Origin of the sequence: Streptomyces olivochromogenes, from assembly GCF_021538895.1 — a bacterium.
GTDB classification, from domain to species: Bacteria; Actinomycetota; Actinomycetes; order Streptomycetales; family Streptomycetaceae; genus Streptomyces; species Streptomyces olivochromogenes_A.
In genome coordinates this window covers 14192-30635 of sequence record NZ_JADDRL010000112.1, presented here as the reverse complement: position 1 = coordinate 30635, position 16444 = coordinate 14192, and the positions used below count along the sequence as shown (strand labels likewise).

15 protein-coding genes and 1 pseudogene are annotated in these 16444 nt (G+C 71.0%); 6 read left to right on the top strand and 10 right to left on the bottom strand.

Going from position 1 to position 16444, the window contains the following annotated elements:
• Nucleotides 1-875: MFS transporter (locus tag IPZ69_RS37390; RefSeq protein WP_235459166.1), on the top strand; the 875-nt coding region annotated here is incomplete at its 5' end.
• Here IPZ69_RS37390 and IPZ69_RS37385 read toward each other — a convergent pair.
• From IPZ69_RS37385 to IPZ69_RS37355, 7 genes and pseudogenes are all read right to left on the bottom strand, one after another.
• Entirely contained in the window at nt 865-1965 is a 1101-nt protein-coding gene (locus IPZ69_RS37385) for a calcium:proton antiporter (RefSeq protein WP_235459165.1), read from the bottom strand. The genes IPZ69_RS37390 and IPZ69_RS37385 overlap by 11 nt on opposite strands.
• Before the next feature lie 117 nt (nt 1966-2082).
• Nucleotides 2083-2397, bottom strand: a complete 315-nt coding sequence (locus tag IPZ69_RS37380) for a hypothetical protein (protein ID WP_235459164.1) — start codon at nt 2395-2397, stop codon at nt 2083-2085.
• A gap of 128 nt (nt 2398-2525) precedes the next feature.
• Nucleotides 2526-3527: a TerC family protein gene (locus IPZ69_RS37375; RefSeq protein WP_235459163.1), complete on the bottom strand. Its 1002-nt coding sequence runs from the start codon at nt 3525-3527 to the stop codon at nt 2526-2528.
• 234 nt (nt 3528-3761) lie between these two features.
• Nucleotides 3762-5738: a TerD family protein gene (locus tag IPZ69_RS37370; protein WP_235459162.1), complete on the bottom strand. Its 1977-nt coding sequence runs from the start codon at nt 5736-5738 to the stop codon at nt 3762-3764.
• Nucleotides 5739-5787: 49 nt separating this feature from the next.
• Nucleotides 5788-6366 carry a TerD family protein gene (locus IPZ69_RS37365; protein ID WP_235459161.1) on the bottom strand — a complete coding sequence of 193 codons (579 nt, stop codon included), beginning with the start codon at nt 6364-6366 and terminating at the stop codon, nt 5788-5790.
• 158 nt (nt 6367-6524) lie between these two features.
• Nucleotides 6525-8672, bottom strand: coding sequence for an excinuclease ABC subunit UvrB (gene uvrB / locus IPZ69_RS37360; RefSeq protein WP_235459160.1), 2148 nt, complete (start codon nt 8670-8672; stop codon nt 6525-6527).
• A gap of 40 nt (nt 8673-8712) precedes the next feature.
• Nucleotides 8713-9590: pseudogene (locus tag IPZ69_RS37355) on the bottom strand (MHYT domain-containing protein).
• Nucleotides 9591-9867: 277 nt separating this feature from the next.
• Here IPZ69_RS37355 and IPZ69_RS37350 point away from each other — a divergent pair.
• Both IPZ69_RS37350 and IPZ69_RS37345 read left to right on the top strand, forming a co-directional pair.
• Nucleotides 9868-10740: a glycerophosphodiester phosphodiesterase gene (locus IPZ69_RS37350; RefSeq protein ID WP_235459159.1), complete on the top strand. Its 873-nt coding sequence runs from the start codon at nt 9868-9870 to the stop codon at nt 10738-10740.
• 77 nt (nt 10741-10817) lie between these two features.
• Nucleotides 10818-11372: a methylated-DNA--[protein]-cysteine S-methyltransferase gene (locus IPZ69_RS37345; RefSeq protein ID WP_235459158.1), complete on the top strand. Its 555-nt coding sequence runs from the start codon at nt 10818-10820 to the stop codon at nt 11370-11372.
• A 39-nt stretch (nt 11373-11411) separates the two neighbouring features.
• Here IPZ69_RS37345 and IPZ69_RS37340 read toward each other — a convergent pair whose 3' ends face one another.
• Complete coding sequence (locus IPZ69_RS37340; protein WP_235459157.1) at nt 11412-11840, bottom strand: VOC family protein; 429 nt, start codon at nt 11838-11840, stop codon at nt 11412-11414.
• Between the two features lie 99 nt (nt 11841-11939).
• Between IPZ69_RS37340 and IPZ69_RS37335 the strand changes: the two genes are divergently transcribed.
• Complete coding sequence (locus IPZ69_RS37335; protein WP_235459156.1) at nt 11940-12848, top strand: pseudouridine-5'-phosphate glycosidase; 909 nt, start codon at nt 11940-11942, stop codon at nt 12846-12848.
• On the top strand, nt 12845-13759 hold the full coding sequence (locus IPZ69_RS37330; protein WP_235459155.1) for a carbohydrate kinase family protein: 915 nt from the start codon (nt 12845-12847) through the stop codon (nt 13757-13759). Before IPZ69_RS37335 ends, IPZ69_RS37330 begins: the two co-directional genes overlap by 4 nt.
• A 41-nt stretch (nt 13760-13800) precedes the next feature.
• Here the strand turns inward: IPZ69_RS37330 and IPZ69_RS37325 are convergent, their stop codons facing one another.
• On the bottom strand, nt 13801-14595 hold the full coding sequence (locus tag IPZ69_RS37325; protein ID WP_235459154.1) for a methyltransferase: 795 nt from the start codon (nt 14593-14595) through the stop codon (nt 13801-13803).
• A 228-nt stretch (nt 14596-14823) separates the two neighbouring features.
• On the opposite strand from IPZ69_RS37325, the gene IPZ69_RS37320 reads away from it, so the two are divergent.
• Nucleotides 14824-15951, top strand: a complete 1128-nt coding sequence (locus IPZ69_RS37320) for a magnesium and cobalt transport protein CorA (protein ID WP_235459153.1) — start codon at nt 14824-14826, stop codon at nt 15949-15951.
• Between the two features lie 37 nt (nt 15952-15988).
• On the opposite strand, the gene IPZ69_RS37315 is transcribed toward IPZ69_RS37320, so the two are convergent.
• Entirely contained in the window at nt 15989-16423 is a 435-nt protein-coding gene (locus IPZ69_RS37315; protein ID WP_235459152.1) for a CBS domain-containing protein, read from the bottom strand.
• Between the last annotated feature and the right edge of the window lie 21 nt (nt 16424-16444).

The window sequence follows — 16444 nt, the reverse complement described above, 5'->3', positions numbered from 1 at the left end:
GGCGCCGGGCCCTGTGGTCGAGCTTTCCGCAGATCGGGCCCGCGGTCGGGTTCGTGCTCGCCAACGGTGTGATGCTGGTGCTGTCGGCCGTCCTGACCGACGCGCAGTTCGCGCAGTGGGGATGGCGAGTACCGTTCTGGGGCGCCGGGCTGCTGGCCCTGGCGGGGCTGTGGCTGCGCTCCTCGCTCGCCGAGAGCCCCCAGTTCCTCGACATCGAGGACCACGCGCGCGTGCCGCTCGCGGACGTCGCCCGTCACCACTGGCGACTGGTCCTGCTGACCGCCGGGGCGCTCGCGGTCGGGTACGCGGTGTTCTACGCGGTCACGACCTGGTCCCTGGCGTACGGGACGGAGCGGCTCGGGGTGAGCCGTACGGTCATGCTGACCTGCATCATGGCCGCCGTGGTGGTGAAGGGGGCGCTCACACCGCTGATGGCGCTGCTCGGCGACCGCTACGGGCGGCGCACCATGTGCCTGACCGGGTGCACGGCCACCGCCCTGTGGATGTTCCCGATGGTCGCGCTCCTGGCGACCGGCGAGCCGCTGCTGATGTTCCTCGGCTTCATGGGGGCACTGATCGCGTTCATCGCCATGTTCGCGGTGATCGCCGCGTATCTGCCGGAACTGTACGAGCCGCGGGTGCGCTGCACCGGAGCCGCGGTGGGCTACAACCTCGGCGGTGTCCTCGGAGGCGCGCTCACCCCGATCGTGGCAACGGCGCTCGCGGAGCGCGGCGGGCGCGTGCCCTGGGGGGTTGCCGCCTACCTGACCGGCATCGCGCTGCTCAGCCTCGTGTGCTTCGCGCTGCTGCCGGAGACCCGTCCGGTCTCGGCGGCGGAGCCGGCCGGTCGCGGGGTGAGGACCGCTACGGATTGATCGCCAGCTCCAGGTACGCGGCGAACACCACCAGGTGGACGCCTCCCTGGAGCGGCGTGGCCCGCCCCGGAACGACCGTCAGGGAGGTCACCACCACGGTGAGGGCGAGCAGCAGCATGCCGGTGGCGCCGAGGCCGAGGACGAGAGGGCCGGAGAGCCAGACGGAGGCGAGGGCGACGGCGGGGACGGTCAGCCCGATGCTGGCCATCGCCGAGCCGAGCGCGAGGTTGAGGCTGGTCTGCACCCGGTCGCGGCGGGCGGCGCGCAGCGCGGCGATGGTCTCGGGGAGCAGTACGAGCAGCGCGATGATCACACCGACGACGGCCTGGTTCAGGCCGGCGGCGGCCACGCCGGACTCGATGGTGGGCGAGACCCCCTTGGCGAGGCCGACGACCCCGATCAGGGCGAGGCCGAGCAGGCCGAGGCTGGTCCAGGCGGTACGAGCGGACGGCGCCGAGGCGTGGTCGTCCGCGGTGATCACCTCGCCCTGCCGGGTGATGGGCAGGAAGTAGTCGCGGTGCCGCACGGTCTGGGTGGCCACGAACAGGCCGTACAGGATCAGTGAGGACAGCGCGGCGAACGTCAGTTGCAGACCGGAGAACTCCGGGCCGGGCTTGCTGGTGGTGAACGTCGGCAGCACCAGGCTGAGCGTGGCCAGGGTGGCCACCGTCGCGAGGGCCGCGCCGGTGCCCTCCGCGTTGAAGACCGCGGTGCCGTGGCGCAGGGAGGCGACGAGCAGGCACAGGCCGACGATGCCGTTGCAGGTGATCATCACAGCCGCGAAGACCGTGTCCCTGGCCAACGTCCCGCTCTTGGCGCCGCCGTCGACCATGAGCGTGACGATCAGGGCGACCTCGATGATCGTCACGGCGATGGCGAGGACCAGGGAGCCGAAGGGTTCGCCGACGCGGTGGGCGATCACCTCGGCGTGGTGCACGGCGGCCAGGACGGATCCCGCGAGGACCAGGGTGACCAGGGCGACGACCGCCCCGGGCAGTTCACGTCCCCAGGTGAACGCGAGCAGGACGACCGCGAGCACCGGCACCGCGGCGGTCCAGTGCGTCGCGAGCGCGCGGAACCGAGGGATCATGCGGTGATCTTCGCAGACGCGTACGGGCTCCGCATTCCGGCCGACGGAGCCGGTTTCCGGCCGCCGCCGCGGCCCTCCGGCCGGCGGTAACCGGCCGGGGGACGCGAAGCGACGTGGCTACCCGAGCTCGGTCGACTCCACGACGTCGCAGTCAGTGAAGGACGGCGGGCGGGTGCACAGCGCCGCCATCTGTTCGGCGAACTTGCTCGTGTCCGGATGGTCACTGTTACGCATGGCCTCCTCGTAGGAGTCGAACCCGATCAGCACCAGGTAGCGGCCCGGCTGGTTCCTGTCCTGGAGCACGATCCGATGCGTCGGGCCGTCCTCGCGGCCCGCGAGGCCCTGCTCCATGTCCTCGGACAGGGCCCGCATCTCGTCGATACGGTCGGTCTGGAACTCGATGATCTGCATGAACTTCGTCGGTGCGTCCACGATGCCTCCACCCGGCCACCGCACCCCCGGGGCGGGAGCGCTCAGCGTCCAACGAAGCACCGGGAGCGGTGGGTGGGCAATGCACCACGCACCGCTGCCCCGGCTGGTTGTTTCTACGTCCGACGTGGTCAGGCGTCGATGCTGTCCTTCGGAGCGCCTTCGCCGCCCTCCCGCGCCATGTCGAGCGCCGCCTGCTTCCTGGACGCCATCAGGCTGGTGACCGTGGTGACGATCAGGACCGCGCAGATCACGCCGAGCGAGACCGGGATGCTGATCTCCGGGACGTGCACCCCGGACTCGTGCAGGGCGTGCAGCACCAGCTTGACCCCGATGAAGCCCAGGATGACCGACAGGCCGTACGAGAGGTGGACCAGCTTCCTCAGCAGGCCACCGATGAGGAAGTACAGCTGGCGCAGGCCCATGAGGGCGAAGGCGTTGGCGGTGAAGACGATGTACGGGTCCTGCGTCAGGCCGAAGATCGCGGGGATGGAGTCGAGCGCGAACAGGACGTCCGTGGTGCCGATCGCGAGCATCACGACCAGCATCGGCGTCATGACGCGCTTGCCGTTCTGCTGGATCCACAGCTTGGTGCCGTGGTAGCGGTCGGCCACGCCGAACCGGCGCTCGGCGGCCTTGAGCAGCCTGTTCTCCTCGTACTCCTCGTCGTCCGCGTCGGCACGCGCCTCCTGGATCAGCTTCCAGGCGGTCCAGATCAGGAAGGCCCCGAAGAGGTAGAACACCCAGGAGAAGCTGGCCAGGATCGCGGCGCCCGCGGCGATGAACACGGCCCGCAGGACCAGGGCTATGAGCACGCCGACGAGCAGCACGCGCTGCTGGTACTGCGAGGGCACGGCGAACTTCGCCATGATCAGGACGAAGACGAAGAGGTTGTCGACGCTCAGCGACTTCTCGGTGATGAAGCCGGCGAAGAACTCGCCGGCGGGCTCTCCGCCGCCGAAGAGCAGGAGGCCGAGGCCGAAGAGTCCGGCCAGGGCGATCCAGACGGCCGTCCAGATCCCGGCTTCCTTGATCGATACGTCATGGGGCTTGCGGCCGATGAAGAAGTCGACCGCGATGAGGGCGGCGAGGCCCACGATGGTGAGGACCCACAGGGTCACGGAAACATCCACTGCGCCTCCGGCAGCACGTAGCAGTACGTAACGGCAAACAGTCAGCGTTGTCGCTGCCGGAGGTCTCTTCCACCCACGAGGGGCCGGCGCCCCGGGATCTGGTCCGATCCGTATTGACGGGCACGCCGCAGCAGATAGGGAGTACTCCCCTCCGTGCGGAAAACAGTACCCCAATCACCAAGGAAAGGTAAAGGGCTTAGTAAAAGAAAGACCAAACTGCCTGGTCAGAGGACTTTACGTGTACTTGGTAGCCGCTGCGGCGACCTGGGTGAGCACCTGGTGGAGCACCTCGCTGCCGGGCGGGACGAGCGCCGGTTCGTAGGTCCAGGCGTGACCGACCCAGGGGTCGGCGAGGTGGTCGTCGGGCAGCGGGGTGAGTCGCATCAGCGAACGCCACAGCGGGTCGAGCAACGGGCCGTAGGCGGTGGCGTCCTCACGGTCCGCGACCATCAGCAGGTGGACGCCGACGGAAGGGCCCTCGTCGGCGAGGTAGCGGAGCTGGGTCACGGCCCGGTCGTCGAAGCCGTGCGGGAAGTCGTTGACGATCAGCAGCTGCTGGGCGGTGTCGAACCCGGGCGGCAACGACTCGGCGGCCCCGCCGCGCAACGCCATCTGCACCAGGTCGACCCGCTGCGTGAGCCGGCCCAGGACGTCCGTCACCCCGGCGGCGCCCGGCGCGGGCGGCGAGGCCAGCACACCGGTGCGCACCAGCGGCGCGAGTGCCCGCGCCGCCGAGCCGGCCGGGTCGATCACGTGCACACCGAACGCGCCGACCGGATGCACCGCGAGCAGCCGGGCGGCGATCGCCACCGCCGCCTCCACCGCGCGGTGCCGCAGCTCGCCGGAGTCCGGGAGGGTTCCGTCGACCGTCTCGAACTGGCCGCTGTCGATCCACAGGCCGCGCTCCATCGGCAGCCGGACCAGCATCGGGATGCGCAGCGGCGCGCTCTCGGGCAGGTGGAGGTCGCCCAGGCGCAGTGCCATCGGGGTCTCCGTCGGGACCCGGTAGCCGTGCCAGACGGGGTTGTCCCAGCCGGCGTACGCGGGCGGGAGCGCGGGCTCGACGACCTCGGCCTCGGCGGTCAGCTGCGCCAGGTCACGGTCGAGGACCGCCTTCGCCTGGTCGACGAGCTGAGCCCGCCGGACACCGGCCGCTTCGCGGGCGGCGCCGCCCGCCGCGCCGAGCCGGTTGCGCGGGTCGGACAGGGCCTGTTCGAGCTCCTTGTCCATGCGGGAGTCGGCGAAGTCGACGGCGCTGCGGTAGGCGGCGGTGGCGCGGGCCAGGTCCTCGAACATGCCCCACACCTGGTTGTACAGCCGCTCGTCCATGGACCAGCCGACCGCGTCACCGGCGACCGGCGACGGGGCGTCCGTCGGGGAGGCGGTGGGCCCCTGCGGCCCGGGCGGCGGGGCCTCGGACCGGCGGTTCGGGTGCGTGTAGTCGATGGGGCCGCCGCCGAGGGAGGACGTGGCGGGACCCTGGGTGGAGGGTGTCTGGGACACGGGAGCAATGGGCTGCTGGACCTCGGCCGGGCCCGGGCCTTGGTGGGAAGCCGGCGTCGCCTCTCTGGCCGCCGCGCCGGGATACGTCGGCTGCGCCGGGCGCCGCGACACGTCGCCGTCCGCCGTGGGCCGGGGAGGCGCCGGGATCGAGCGGGCCAGGCCGCGGGAGACCGCCTCCTGGATGCTGCCCGCGAGCTCGGCGGCCTGGGGCAGCCCCTGGTCGGCGAAGAGTTCGGCGAGACCGCCGGAGTAGCCCTGGCCGACGGCACGGACCTTCCAGGCGCCCTGCCGGCGATACAACTCCAGGGCGATGACGGCCGATTCGGCGTCCAGACCGACGAGGGTGTAGCGGGCGATGCCCGTGCCGTCGAGGCCGGTGACCGCGACGGAGGGGGCGGCGACGGCGCCGAAGCGGACCGGGCCGCCCGCTCCGGCGGGCAGGGCGAGCAGCACGTTGACACGGTGCGCGGTCTCGGGCATCGCGGCCAGGTCCACCGCGAGGCGGTGGTCGGCGGCCGCCTGCCGGGAGACCTCGAGCCCGGGCAGCGCCGGCGCGCCCGGGTGGGCCACCCAGTCGACGCCGTGCGCCTTGCCGTTCTCGTCGCTGAGCGTGGCCACCGCCACGACCGGTACGCCGACCGAGATCCGGATCTCGACCCGGACCTGGGACAGCGGGTGGTTCTGCCCGCGCACCAGCTCGGCCGTCATCGCCTTGTCCCCCTGTGTCGTGGTGTCGTGCGCCGCTCGCCGGTACGTCCTACAGATGCGGCAGGATCGCCGGCATCAGGTCCTGGAAGGTACGGCCGTTGGCCGGAGTGCCCAGGGCCGTCATCGCCCAGCCGCTTCCCGACCGGTGCACCTTCGCCATGATCTGCGCCGTGTAGGTACCGCCGCCGTCCAGCGTGTAGCGGGCGAGCTCCTGGCCGTTGGTCTCGTCGACCAGGCGGCAGAACGCGTTCTGCACCTCCTGGAAGGTCTGACCCGTGAAGGAGTTCACGGTGAAGACGATCTGGTCGATGTGGACCGGCACGCGCTGCAGGTCGACCAGGACGGCCTCGTCGTCACCGCCCTGGCCCACGCCGCCGACGAGGTTGTCGCCGGTGTGGCGCACGGAGCCGTCGTCGCTCACCAGGTGGCGGAAGAACACGACGTCCACCGGCTGCTTGTCGGCGAACAGCACGGCCGAGGCGTCGAGGTCGATCTCACGGGTGCGCGAGCCGAACAGGCCGCGCCGGGGAGCCGCCTGCCAGCCGAGACCCATGCGGACCGCGGTCAGAGTGCCCCCGTCCTGCTTCGCCAGACTGATGGCCTGACCCTTGGTCATGTTCACGGTCACGGCTGTTCCCCTCTCGAATTTCCCCAGTTGCCGCATGGTTCGCGGTTGACCAGCACCCTACGCAGGGGCACCGACAGTGCCGAACCCCGGCCCGCGGTTTGTGTCGGTCTTGCAACACTGAGCGCATATGCCGAGGTCCGGCAAGGGGGCGCGGCGGCTCAGGCCAGCCCCGCCTCCTTCATCTGACGCAGTTCCTTCTTCATTTCGGAGACCTCGTCGCGCAGCCGGGCCGCGATCTCGAACTGCAGGTCCGCGGCGGCGGCGCGCATGCGCTCCGTCATCTCCTCGATCTGCTCGGCGAGTTCGGCCGCGGGACGGTCCGTGGGCACTGTTTCCTTGGCCTTGCCCTTGGCGGACTTGGCGGCCTTCGCGCCCTTGGCCGCCTTGTCGCCGAGCGACGGGACGGGGGCCTTGGCGCCCTTGCCGTCCTTCAACTTGCGGTAACCGGAGCCGAGGAGCTGCTCGGTGTCGACCTCCTCGCGTGCGATCTGCGCGACGATGTCGTTGATCTTCTTCCGCAGCGGCTGCGGGTCGATGCCGTTGGCCTTGTTGTACGCGACCTGCTTCTCCCGGCGCCGGTTGGTCTCGTCGATGGCCTTCTCCATCGCCGGGGTGATCTTGTCCGCGTACATGTGGACCTGGCCGGAGACGTTGCGCGCCGCGCGGCCGATGGTCTGGATCAGGGAGGTGCCGGAGCGCAGGAAGCCCTCCTTGTCGGCGTCGAGGATCGCCACCAGGGACACCTCGGGCAGGTCGAGGCCCTCACGCAGCAGGTTGATGCCGACCAGGACGTCGAACTCGCCGGAGCGCAGCTCGCGCAGCAGCTCGACGCGGCGCAGGGTGTCGACGTCGCTGTGCAGATAGCGCACCTGGATACCGAGTTCGAGGAAGTAGTCCGTGAGGTCCTCGGCCATCTTCTTGGTGAGCGTGGTGACCAGGACGCGCTCGTCCTTCTCGGTCCGCTTGCGGATCTCGTGCACCAGGTCGTCGATCTGCCCCTCGGTGGGCTTGACGACGACCTCCGGGTCGACGAGGCCGGTGGGGCGGATGATCTGCTCGACGACGCCGTCCCCGCGGGACAGCTCGTACGCGCCCGGGGTCGCCGACAGGTACACCGCCTGGCCGATCCGCTCCTGGAACTCCTCCCACTTCAGGGGGCGGTTGTCCAGGGCGGAGGGCAGCCGGAAGCCGTGGTCGACGAGGGTGCGCTTGCGGGAGGCGTCGCCCTCGTACATGGCGCCGATCTGCGGCACGGTGACGTGCGACTCGTCGATGACGAGCAGGAAGTCGTCCGGGAAGTAGTCCAGCAGCGTGTTGGGTGGGGAGCCGGGCAGGCGGCCGTCGAAGTGCATCGAGTAGTTCTCGACGCCGGAGCAGCTGCCGATCTGGCGGAGCATCTCGATGTCGTACGTGGTGCGCATCCGCAGGCGCTGGGCCTCCAGGAGCTTGCCCTGCTTCTCCAGCTCGGCGAGGCGCCCGCCGAGCTCCTTCTCGATGTCGTTGACGGCCCGCTCCATGCGCTCGGGGCCGGCGACGTAGTGGGAGGCCGGGAAGACGTACAGCTGCTGGTCGTCGCTGATGATCTCGCCGGTGAGCGGGTGCAGGGTGGACAGCGCCTCGATCTCGTCGCCGAACATCTCGATGCGGACCGCGAGCTCCTCGTACACCGGGAAGATCTCGATGGTGTCGCCGCGGACCCGGAAGGTGCCGCGGGAGAACGCCATGTCGTTGCGCGTGTACTGGATGTCCACGAAGCGGCGCAGCAGCTCGTCGCGGTCGATCTCCTCGCCGACCTTGAGGGGGACCATCCGGTCCACGTACTCCTGCGGGGTACCGAGGCCGTAGATGCAGGAGACCGAGGCGACCACGACGACGTCGCGGCGGGTGAGCAGCGAGTTGGTGGCGGAGTGGCGCAGGCGCTCGACCTCCTCGTTGATCGAGGAGTCCTTCTCGATGTAGGTGTCCGACTGGGGGACGTACGCCTCGGGCTGGTAGTAGTCGTAGTACGAGACGAAGTACTCGACCGCGTTGTTCGGGAGGAGCTCGCGGAACTCGTTGGCCAGCTGGGCGGCCAGCGTCTTGTTCGGCGCCATCACGAGCGTGGGGCGCTGGAGCTTCTCGATCATCCACGCCGTGGTGGCGGACTTGCCGGTGCCGGTCGCGCCGAGGAGGACGACGTCCTTCTCACCGGCCTCGATGCGCTTGGCCAGCTCGGCGATGGCCGCCGGCTGGTCACCGCTGGGCTGGTAGGAGCTGACGACCTCGAAGGGCGCCACCGTGCGTTCGATGTGGGAAACGGGCCGCATGGGATCCACCGTACGACCCCGCACTGACAACGGGTCCGGATCAGCGGTTTTGCGGGGTGCGCGAACCGCGGTGTCCCGGTTGCCGCACGTGCGGGCGGCCGTGGAGCGGCTGGGGGCGGCGGTCCGGGTGCGGGGCGAGGTCGGCGGCCGGGACGCCCGGCTTCTGCTCGACGCGGGTCCAGTCGGGCTTGCCCATGACCATCAGCGGGTCGAACATCACGACGACGCCCGCGAGCAGCAGGAAGGCGAGGGGGCCGATGAGCATGGGGGCGAGCAGGGAGGCGGGTGCCGTGCCGGAGGGGGTCGCTGCGGTGCCGTGCAGATGGACGCTGAGGGCGGCCATCCCGGTGTAGTGCATGCCGCTGACGGCGAGCCCCATGACAAGGCTCGCGCCCACGCTCCACAGGAAGCCGCGCACCTGTCGGCGGCCCACAGGGCGGCGGTGGCGGCCACGACGGCTATCACGACGGAGGCGGCCACGGTCAGCGTGTTGTACTCGAACCGGCCGTTCAGGTGCATGCCTGCCATACCGAGGTAGTGCATCGAGGCAATGCCCAGACCGGTGACCGTGCCGCCGGTGAACAGTGCCGTTCCGGTGGCGCCGCGGTAGCCGACGATGAAGATCCCCACTCCCACCATGACGACGGCGAGACCGAGGCTCGCGTACGTCATCGGCATGTCGTAGTGGATCGGGGTCTCCTTGACGGTGAATCCCATCATGGCGACGAAGTGCATGGTCCATATGCCGGAGCCGATCGCGGCCGAGCCGAGGGCCAGCCAGGCGGGCCGCCAGGAGTGCGCCACCAGCATCGATCTCGTGGTGCAACGCAGGCCGAGGGCTCCGCCGAGGCAGGCCGTCAGGTAGGCGACCAACGGGGTCACGACCCCGTAGCTGAATCCGTCGACCGTGCCCTGCATGCGCGGCTGCCCTTCCGCCCTTTGCGTCCCGGAATACCTGAAATGTGCCCCCGTCCCAGGACCGACGAGCGGTCAGGGTTGACGCAGAGAGTATGACCCCCACCGGAATGGTCGAACGATTTTCCGGCAAAGAAACACGGCCCTGCCCCAGTTGTGCGGCATCGGTGAGCGAGCAGGGGCAACACCATTCAATGTGTGGTCATCCCGTACCCGCTCGCCGTTGACACTCTGCTGTCACTCTGGTGCTGTCCGTATTCGCTCGTCGCGAGGAGTACGCATGCACGCGCGCGTTGTTGCCGCCACGACCACCGCGCTCCTGGGGGCGGCCACCCTGCTGGCCCCGACGCACGTCGCCACGGCCGGCGCCGTCGGTGAGCAGCCCACGATCGTCGCCCACCGGGGCGCCTCCGCCCGCGCGCCCGAGAACACCCTGCCCGCCATCGACGAGGCGGCGCGGCTGGGCTTCTCCTGGGTCGAGAACGACGTCCAGCGCACCAAGGACGGCAAGCTGGTCGTCATCCACGACGACAGCCTGCGGCGCACCACGAATGTGGAGGACGTCTTTCCCGGCCGGGCGCCCTGGAAGGTGAAGGACTTCACGGCCGCCGAGATCGCCCGCCTGGACGCGGGCAGCTGGTTCGGCCCCGGGTACGCGGGCACGCGCGTGCCGACGCTGGCGCAGTACATGCGCCGCGTCGAGCACAACCACGAGAAGCTGCTCCTGGAGATCAAGAACCCCGAGCTGTACCCGGGCATCGAACAGCAGACCCTCAAGCTCCTCGGCAACGAGGGCTGGCTGGACCGGCCGCATCTGGGCCGGCTGATCGTGCAGAGCTTCAGCGCGGACAGCGTGCGCGCCGTGCACGACCTCAAGCCCGCCGTGACGACCGGTTTCCTGGGCACACCGGCGGTGGACCGGCTGCGCGAGTTCGCCGGCTTCGCGGACCTGATCAACCCGACGTACACCTCCCTCACCGCCGGCTATGTCGCCACCGTGCACGCGTACGACGGACCGCACGGCAGGCCCCTGGGGGTGTTCGCCTGGACCGTCGACGACGCGGCGACCGCCAGGACCGTCGCGCGCTACGGCGTCGACGGTGTGATCACGAACAAGCCAGACGTGGTGCGGGCGGCGCTCGCCGCGTCCTGAGCCGCCGCGGACGCCGTCGGCGGCCCGGTGCCCGGCCTCGCCCGGGCATTGTCAGTGGCGGGCCGTACGGTGGGCGCATGGACAGCCATGGGCAGTACGAGCGGCAGGTCGTGTGGACCGTCGTGGGCACGGGCATCGGTCCGCTGCTCCTCGCGGCGACCCGCGACGGCCTGGTCAACGTCGTCTTCCACGCCACCGACGCGGTGCGCGAGCGGGCGGTCGAGGGGCTGGCGGCGCGGTTCGGCACCGAGCCCGTCGAGGCACCCGACTCGCCGCTGCTGGCCGAGGCGATACGCCAGGTCGAGGCGTACTTCGCGGGTGAGCGGCACGACTTCGAGCTGCCCCTGGACTGGTCGCTGATCTCCGGCTTCAACCGGCAGGTGCTGCGCGAACTGGCGTCCGGCGTCCCGTACGGCACGGTCGTGGGGTACGGCGATCTGGCCGGGCGGGTCGGCCAGCCGGGCGCGGCGCAGGCGGTGGGCGCGGCGATGGGCTCCAATCCGCTGCCGGTCGTCGTGCCCTGCCACCGGGTCGTGGAGAGCGACGGCGGCATCGGCGGGTTCGGAGGCGGACTGGAGACCAAGCGGAAGCTGCTCGCCCTGGAGGGCGTCCTGCCCGAGCCGCTGTTCTGACGGCTCGGGCGCGCGGGCCGCTCGCGGCCTACGCGTGGCCTACTCGTAGTGCCGTGCCTCGAACACGTTGCCGTCGGGGTCCCGGAAGTAGAAGCTGCGCGTGGCCTTGCCGCGGGCTCCGTAGGCGTCGCGGTCGATGGGCGAGACGGGGACGGAGCGTTCCTCCAGGCGGGCGCGGAGGGCGTCGAACTGCTCGGCGGGCAGGGCCAGGCAGACGTGGTTGACCGGGTGGCCCGCGCTCTCGACGGAGCCGGGGAGCATCCTCATGCGCTCGGCCATGGTGAGCGGGGCGAGGTCGAGGATGGTCTCCTCGTTGACCCGCACGGACGGGAACGACGTCTTTCCTTCGGCGAATTCGGCGACCCTCAGGGGCTCCAGGCCGACCGCCTTCTCATAGAAATCGGCCGCGGCGAGCGGGTCGCTCACCCACAGGACGACGTGGTCGAGACGTGCCGTGTTGTTCGTCATGCCGCCCAGGCTGGTGGCGGCCCCCACAGGCCGCAAGCGTTTATCCGGGTGCGCGGCCCGCCAGAGATGAGGGAGAAACGATCGACAGGAGGCAGGCGCGTGGTGCTGGTGGTGTCCGAAGAAGTACGGGAGGCGATCGACGGGCGTCGACCCGTGGTGGCCCTGGAGTCCACGATCATCGCGCACGGGCTGCCGCGCCCGCGCAATCTGCGGGTGGCCCTGGAGCTGGAGGACGCGGTACGGCAGGAGGGTGCCGTGCCCGCGACGATCGCGGTGCTGGACGGCCGGCCCCACGTCGGCCTGGACAAGGAGCAGTTGGAGCGGGTCGCGAACGAGGACGGGATCCGCAAGCTGGGCCACCGGGACCTGCCGCTCGCCGTGGCGGCGGGGGCGAGCGGGGCGACGACGGTGTCGGCGACCGCGCTGCTGGCGGCGCTGGCGGGCGTGCGGGTGTTCGCGACGGGCGGCCTCGGGGGCGTGCACCGGGAGTGGACGGTGACGCAGGACGAGTCCGCGGACCTCGGTCTGCTGGCGCGTACGCGGATCACGGTGGTGTGCGCGGGGGTGAAGTCGATCCTGGACGTGCCGGCGACGCTGCAGCGTCTGGAGACCCTGGGCGTGGCCGTCGCCGGATACGGCACGGACCGCTTCCCCGGCTTCTACTTGTCCGACTCCGGGCATCCGGTCGACTGGACGCTGGACAGCCCGGAGCAGGTGGCGGGGGTCATGCGGGCGCAGGACGCGGTCGACGGGCCCGCGTCGGCGCTGATCGTCGCCAACCCGGTCCCGCAGGAGGAGCAGCTCGATCCCGAACTGCACGCGCGTGTGCTCACCGAGGCGCTGCGGGCGTGCGAGGCCGAGGGCGTCACCGGCCAGGCCGTCACGCCCTTCCTGCTCGACTACCTGGTGCGCCACACGGACGGCGCCTCGCTGAGCGCCAACCTCGCGGCGGTGCGCGGCAACGTACGACTGGCGGCGCGGATCGCGGCGGCGTGGGCCCGGGGGTGACGGAGGGCCGTCACGGGGCGCTGCTGGTCGTCGGGGACGTCGTCACCGATGTCGTCGCCCGGCACCGGGGGCCGCTCGCGCCCGGTACCGACACGGCGGCCGCGATCCGCACGGTGCCCGGCGGCGCGGGGGCCAACGTGGCCTGCTGGGCGGCTCACGCGGGCTGTGCGGACGTACGGCTGCTGGGGCGGGTGGGGGCGGACGCGGCGGCGTGGCACGAGCGGGAGCTGGTCGCGGCCGGGGTGCGGCCCCGGCTGGTGGTCGACCCGGAGGCGGCGACGGGCACGGTGATCTGTCTCGTCGACACGGGGGCTTCGGCCGAGCGTACGTTCCTCACGGACAGCGGCGCGTCCCTGCGGCTCGAACCCGCCGACTGGTCGGACGCGTTGCTCGACGGGGTCGGCCGACTGCACCTGTCCGGCTATCTGCTGTTCTCCGAGCCCAGCCGGGCACTCGCGGCGCTGGCCCTCGGGGCGGCACGCGCGCGTGGCGTGCCGGTGAGCCTGGATCCCGCGTCGGCGGGCTTCCTCGGGGAGCTGGGGGTGGACCGCTTCCTCGCGTCGGTCGAGGGGTTGGACGTGCTGCTGCCCAGCCGTGACGAGGCGTGCCTGCTGACCGGGCTGCCCGATCCGGCGGACGCGGCGGCCAAGCTGAGCCGTCACGTCCCCTGGGTGGTGGCCAAGCTGGGGGCGGACGGCGCGCTGGTGGCCCGGGGCGGCAGCGTGCTCGCCCGCGTTCCCGCAGCGCCGGCGTCACCCCGGGACACGACGGGTGCCGGTGACGCCTTCACCGGGGGGTTCCTCGCGGCGCTCGTCGCGGGCGCGGGTCCCGAGGACGCGGCGGCCGAGGGGTGCCGGGCGGGTGCGCGGGCGGTGGAACGGGTGGGCGGCAGGCCTCCCCTGCCCGGCTGACGTCGGGCGGCCCCGCCCGGTGCGCGGGAAGGGCGTACCGCCTACTCCTTGCGGCCCCACGCCGAGATCATCGGCGCGGTGGCCAGGTCCATGCCGCCGGCGGCGACGTTGGCCAGGTGCTGGTCGATCTCCTGGTCGGTGGCCAGGCCCCCGGCGACGAGCTGGTCGCGGATCTGCTGGACGGTGGCGGTCTCCAGGGCGGCGCAGGCGGGCGAGGCGACGGGGAAGTACGCGTCGGCCTCGACGTGGCGCAGTCCGGCCTCACGGAGCAGGCGCGGGAGTTTGCGGCCGTACGAGAGGTCGGCACCGCGGGCGGCGAGCAGTTTGCGGAAGCCCTGCCGGAGCCGGTTGGCGAGCTGCTGCTCGGGGCCGTACTCGTCGGGGCAGATCAGGGGTTGGAGGGCGGGGTCGGCGTCCTCGACCAGGAGCCGTCCGCCGGGGCGCAGGGCCTTGATCATCGACCGCAACGCCCTTTCCCGGTCCGGCACATGGACCAGGACGAGCCGGGCGTGCACCAGGTCGAAGCCCTCGGCGGGCGGCTCCTCGGTGCCCACGTCGTGGACGCGCACCTCGACCGGAGGGCGGGCGGCCGGGGCGAGGAGCGAGGTGTCGATGTCGGTCGCGACGACCTTGCCGGTCGGGCCGACCTTCTTGGCCAGCCAGGACACCACGGAGGTACCGCCGGCGCCGACCTCCCAGCAGCGCCAGCCGGCTCCGAGACCGAATCCTTCGAGGTGCCGGAAGGTGGTGGGGTCGAAGAGGGTGGCGAAGGCATCGAAGCGCCGACCCGCCTCGGTCTGCCGGTTGTCGAGGAGATACCCGTGGGTTCGCGTCATACCGCGATCATCCCAGTTGCCCCGCTTGTCCGGAACGGCCGACGCTCCGGCGCCGACGGCGAGCCGGACCACGGCTTGTCGGCCACGGCAGGAATGCACTGTCCACAGCCGGGAACAAAGCGGAATGAGCTGTTCCCACAGGCTTACCCGCGCCTCACGTCGAACTGGCAGACTTTCCCGCCAAGGCGCGGCAGGACGGCGCGAGGAGAGCCACGCAAGGAGAGTCGAATGTCCATGGCGGGAAATCTGCGCAAGGTCAGGGACCTGAGCAGGGTCGGCAGCCTGCGCAAGGTGGCGCGACTGACCCGGCGGCGGCCGCGGGTCGACCTGAGCCATCCCGCCCGGTCACCGCTCGGCTCCTCGGTCGTCAACTGCGTGACGTACCGGGACGGCGTCCGGATGCCCGGCGGCGGCGACCTGGTGGACACGGTGGAACGGGTACGCAAGAGCGGACACGGATTCGTCTGGCTGGGACTGCACGAGCCGACGGACCGTGAGTTCGCGGGCATCGCCGAGCTGTTCGACCTGCACCCGCTGGCGGTCGAGGACGCGGTCGAGGCCCATCAACGTCCCAAGCTGGAGCGGTACGGCGACACGCTGTTCGCCGTGTTCAAGACGGTCTGCTACGTCGAGCACGAACAACTGACGGCGACCAGCGAGGTGGTGGACACCGGCGAGATCATGATGTTCGTCGGCCGCGACTTCGTCATCACGGTCCGGCACGGGCGGCACGGCTCACTGGGCCCGCTGCGCGAGGAGCTGGAGGCGGATCCGCAGCAGCTCGCCAAGGGACCGGCGGCGGTGCTGCACGCCATCGCGGACCACGTGGTCGACGACTATCTGAACGTCACGGACGCGGTGCAAGCCGACATCGACCAGGTCGAGACGGACGTGTTCGCGGAGAACGGCGCGCGGGCCGACCCCGGACGGATCTACCAGCTCAAGCGTGAACTCCTGGAGCTGAAGCGGGCGGTGGTGCCGTTGGCCCGCCCGGTCGAGGATCTCGCCACGCGTCCGATACGGGTGGTCGACCCGGAGATACAGGCCTACTTCAGGGACGTCCTCGACCACCTGATGCGGGCCAAGGAACAGATCGCCGCCTTCGACGAACTGCTCAACTCCATCCTGCAGGCGCACCTGGCGCAGGTGACGGTCGCCCAGAACGAGGACATGCGGAAGATCACGGCATGGGCCGCGGTGATCGCCGTACCGACCATGGTGTGCGGGGTCTACGGCATGAACTTCGATCACATGCCGGAGCTGCACTGGCGGTTCGGCTATCCCTTGGTCATCACCGTGATCTCCGTGGCCTGTCTGGCGCTGTACCGGGGGTTCCGGCGCAACGGCTGGCTGTGACCGGGCCCGAGGGCGGGCCCGGGTACGCGGGCGGTTGTCAGTGCCGGGCCGGGGTGGTCCTGGCGTAGACGCTCTCGGCGAAGGCCGCTATCTCGCCCTCGCTGAGGCTGCGGGCGAGATCCGCCTCGCTGATCATGCCGACCAGGCGCTTGTTCTCGATGACGGGCAGCCGGCGTATCTGGTGCTCGCGCATCTCCTTGAGCACCTTGCCGACGTCGGCGCTCGCCTCGACCCAACGGGGTGTGCCCTGGGCCATCTCGCCGGCGGTGATCTTGGACGGGTCGCGGCCCATGGCCACGCAGCCGACCACGATGTCCCGGTCGGTGAGGATGCCGCAGAGCCGCTCGTTCTCGTCGCTGATGGGCAGGGCTCCGACGCCCAGTTCGCGCATCAGCTGAGCGGCGCGGTCCAGGGTCTCATGGGCGGGGATCCACTGGGCGCCGCGGTGCATGATGTCTCCGGCCGTGGTCATGGTGTACCTCCCGGTGCCGCA

Excerpts from the sequence above, each read along its gene's own strand:
- IPZ69_RS37350 (WP_235459159.1), top strand. The coding sequence starts at position 9,868 with ATGCACGCGCGCGTTGTTGCCGCCACGACCACCGCGCTCCTGGGGGCG.
- IPZ69_RS37340 (WP_235459157.1), bottom strand. The coding sequence starts at position 11,840 with ATGACGAACAACACGGCACGTCTCGACCACGTCGTCCTGTGGGTGAGC.
- IPZ69_RS37320 (WP_235459153.1), top strand. The coding sequence starts at position 14,824 with ATGTCCATGGCGGGAAATCTGCGCAAGGTCAGGGACCTGAGCAGGGTC.
- IPZ69_RS37325 (WP_235459154.1), bottom strand. The coding sequence starts at position 14,595 with ATGACGCGAACCCACGGGTATCTCCTCGACAACCGGCAGACCGAGGCG.
- uvrB (WP_235459160.1), bottom strand. The coding sequence starts at position 8,672 with ATGCGGCCCGTTTCCCACATCGAACGCACGGTGGCGCCCTTCGAGGTC.
- IPZ69_RS37345 (WP_235459158.1), top strand. The coding sequence starts at position 10,818 with ATGGACAGCCATGGGCAGTACGAGCGGCAGGTCGTGTGGACCGTCGTG.
- IPZ69_RS37385 (WP_235459165.1), bottom strand. The coding sequence starts at position 1,965 with ATGATCCCTCGGTTCCGCGCGCTCGCGACGCACTGGACCGCCGCGGTG.
- IPZ69_RS37370 (WP_235459162.1), bottom strand. The coding sequence starts at position 5,738 with ATGACGGCCGAGCTGGTGCGCGGGCAGAACCACCCGCTGTCCCAGGTC.
- IPZ69_RS37315 (WP_235459152.1), bottom strand. The coding sequence starts at position 16,423 with ATGACCACGGCCGGAGACATCATGCACCGCGGCGCCCAGTGGATCCCC.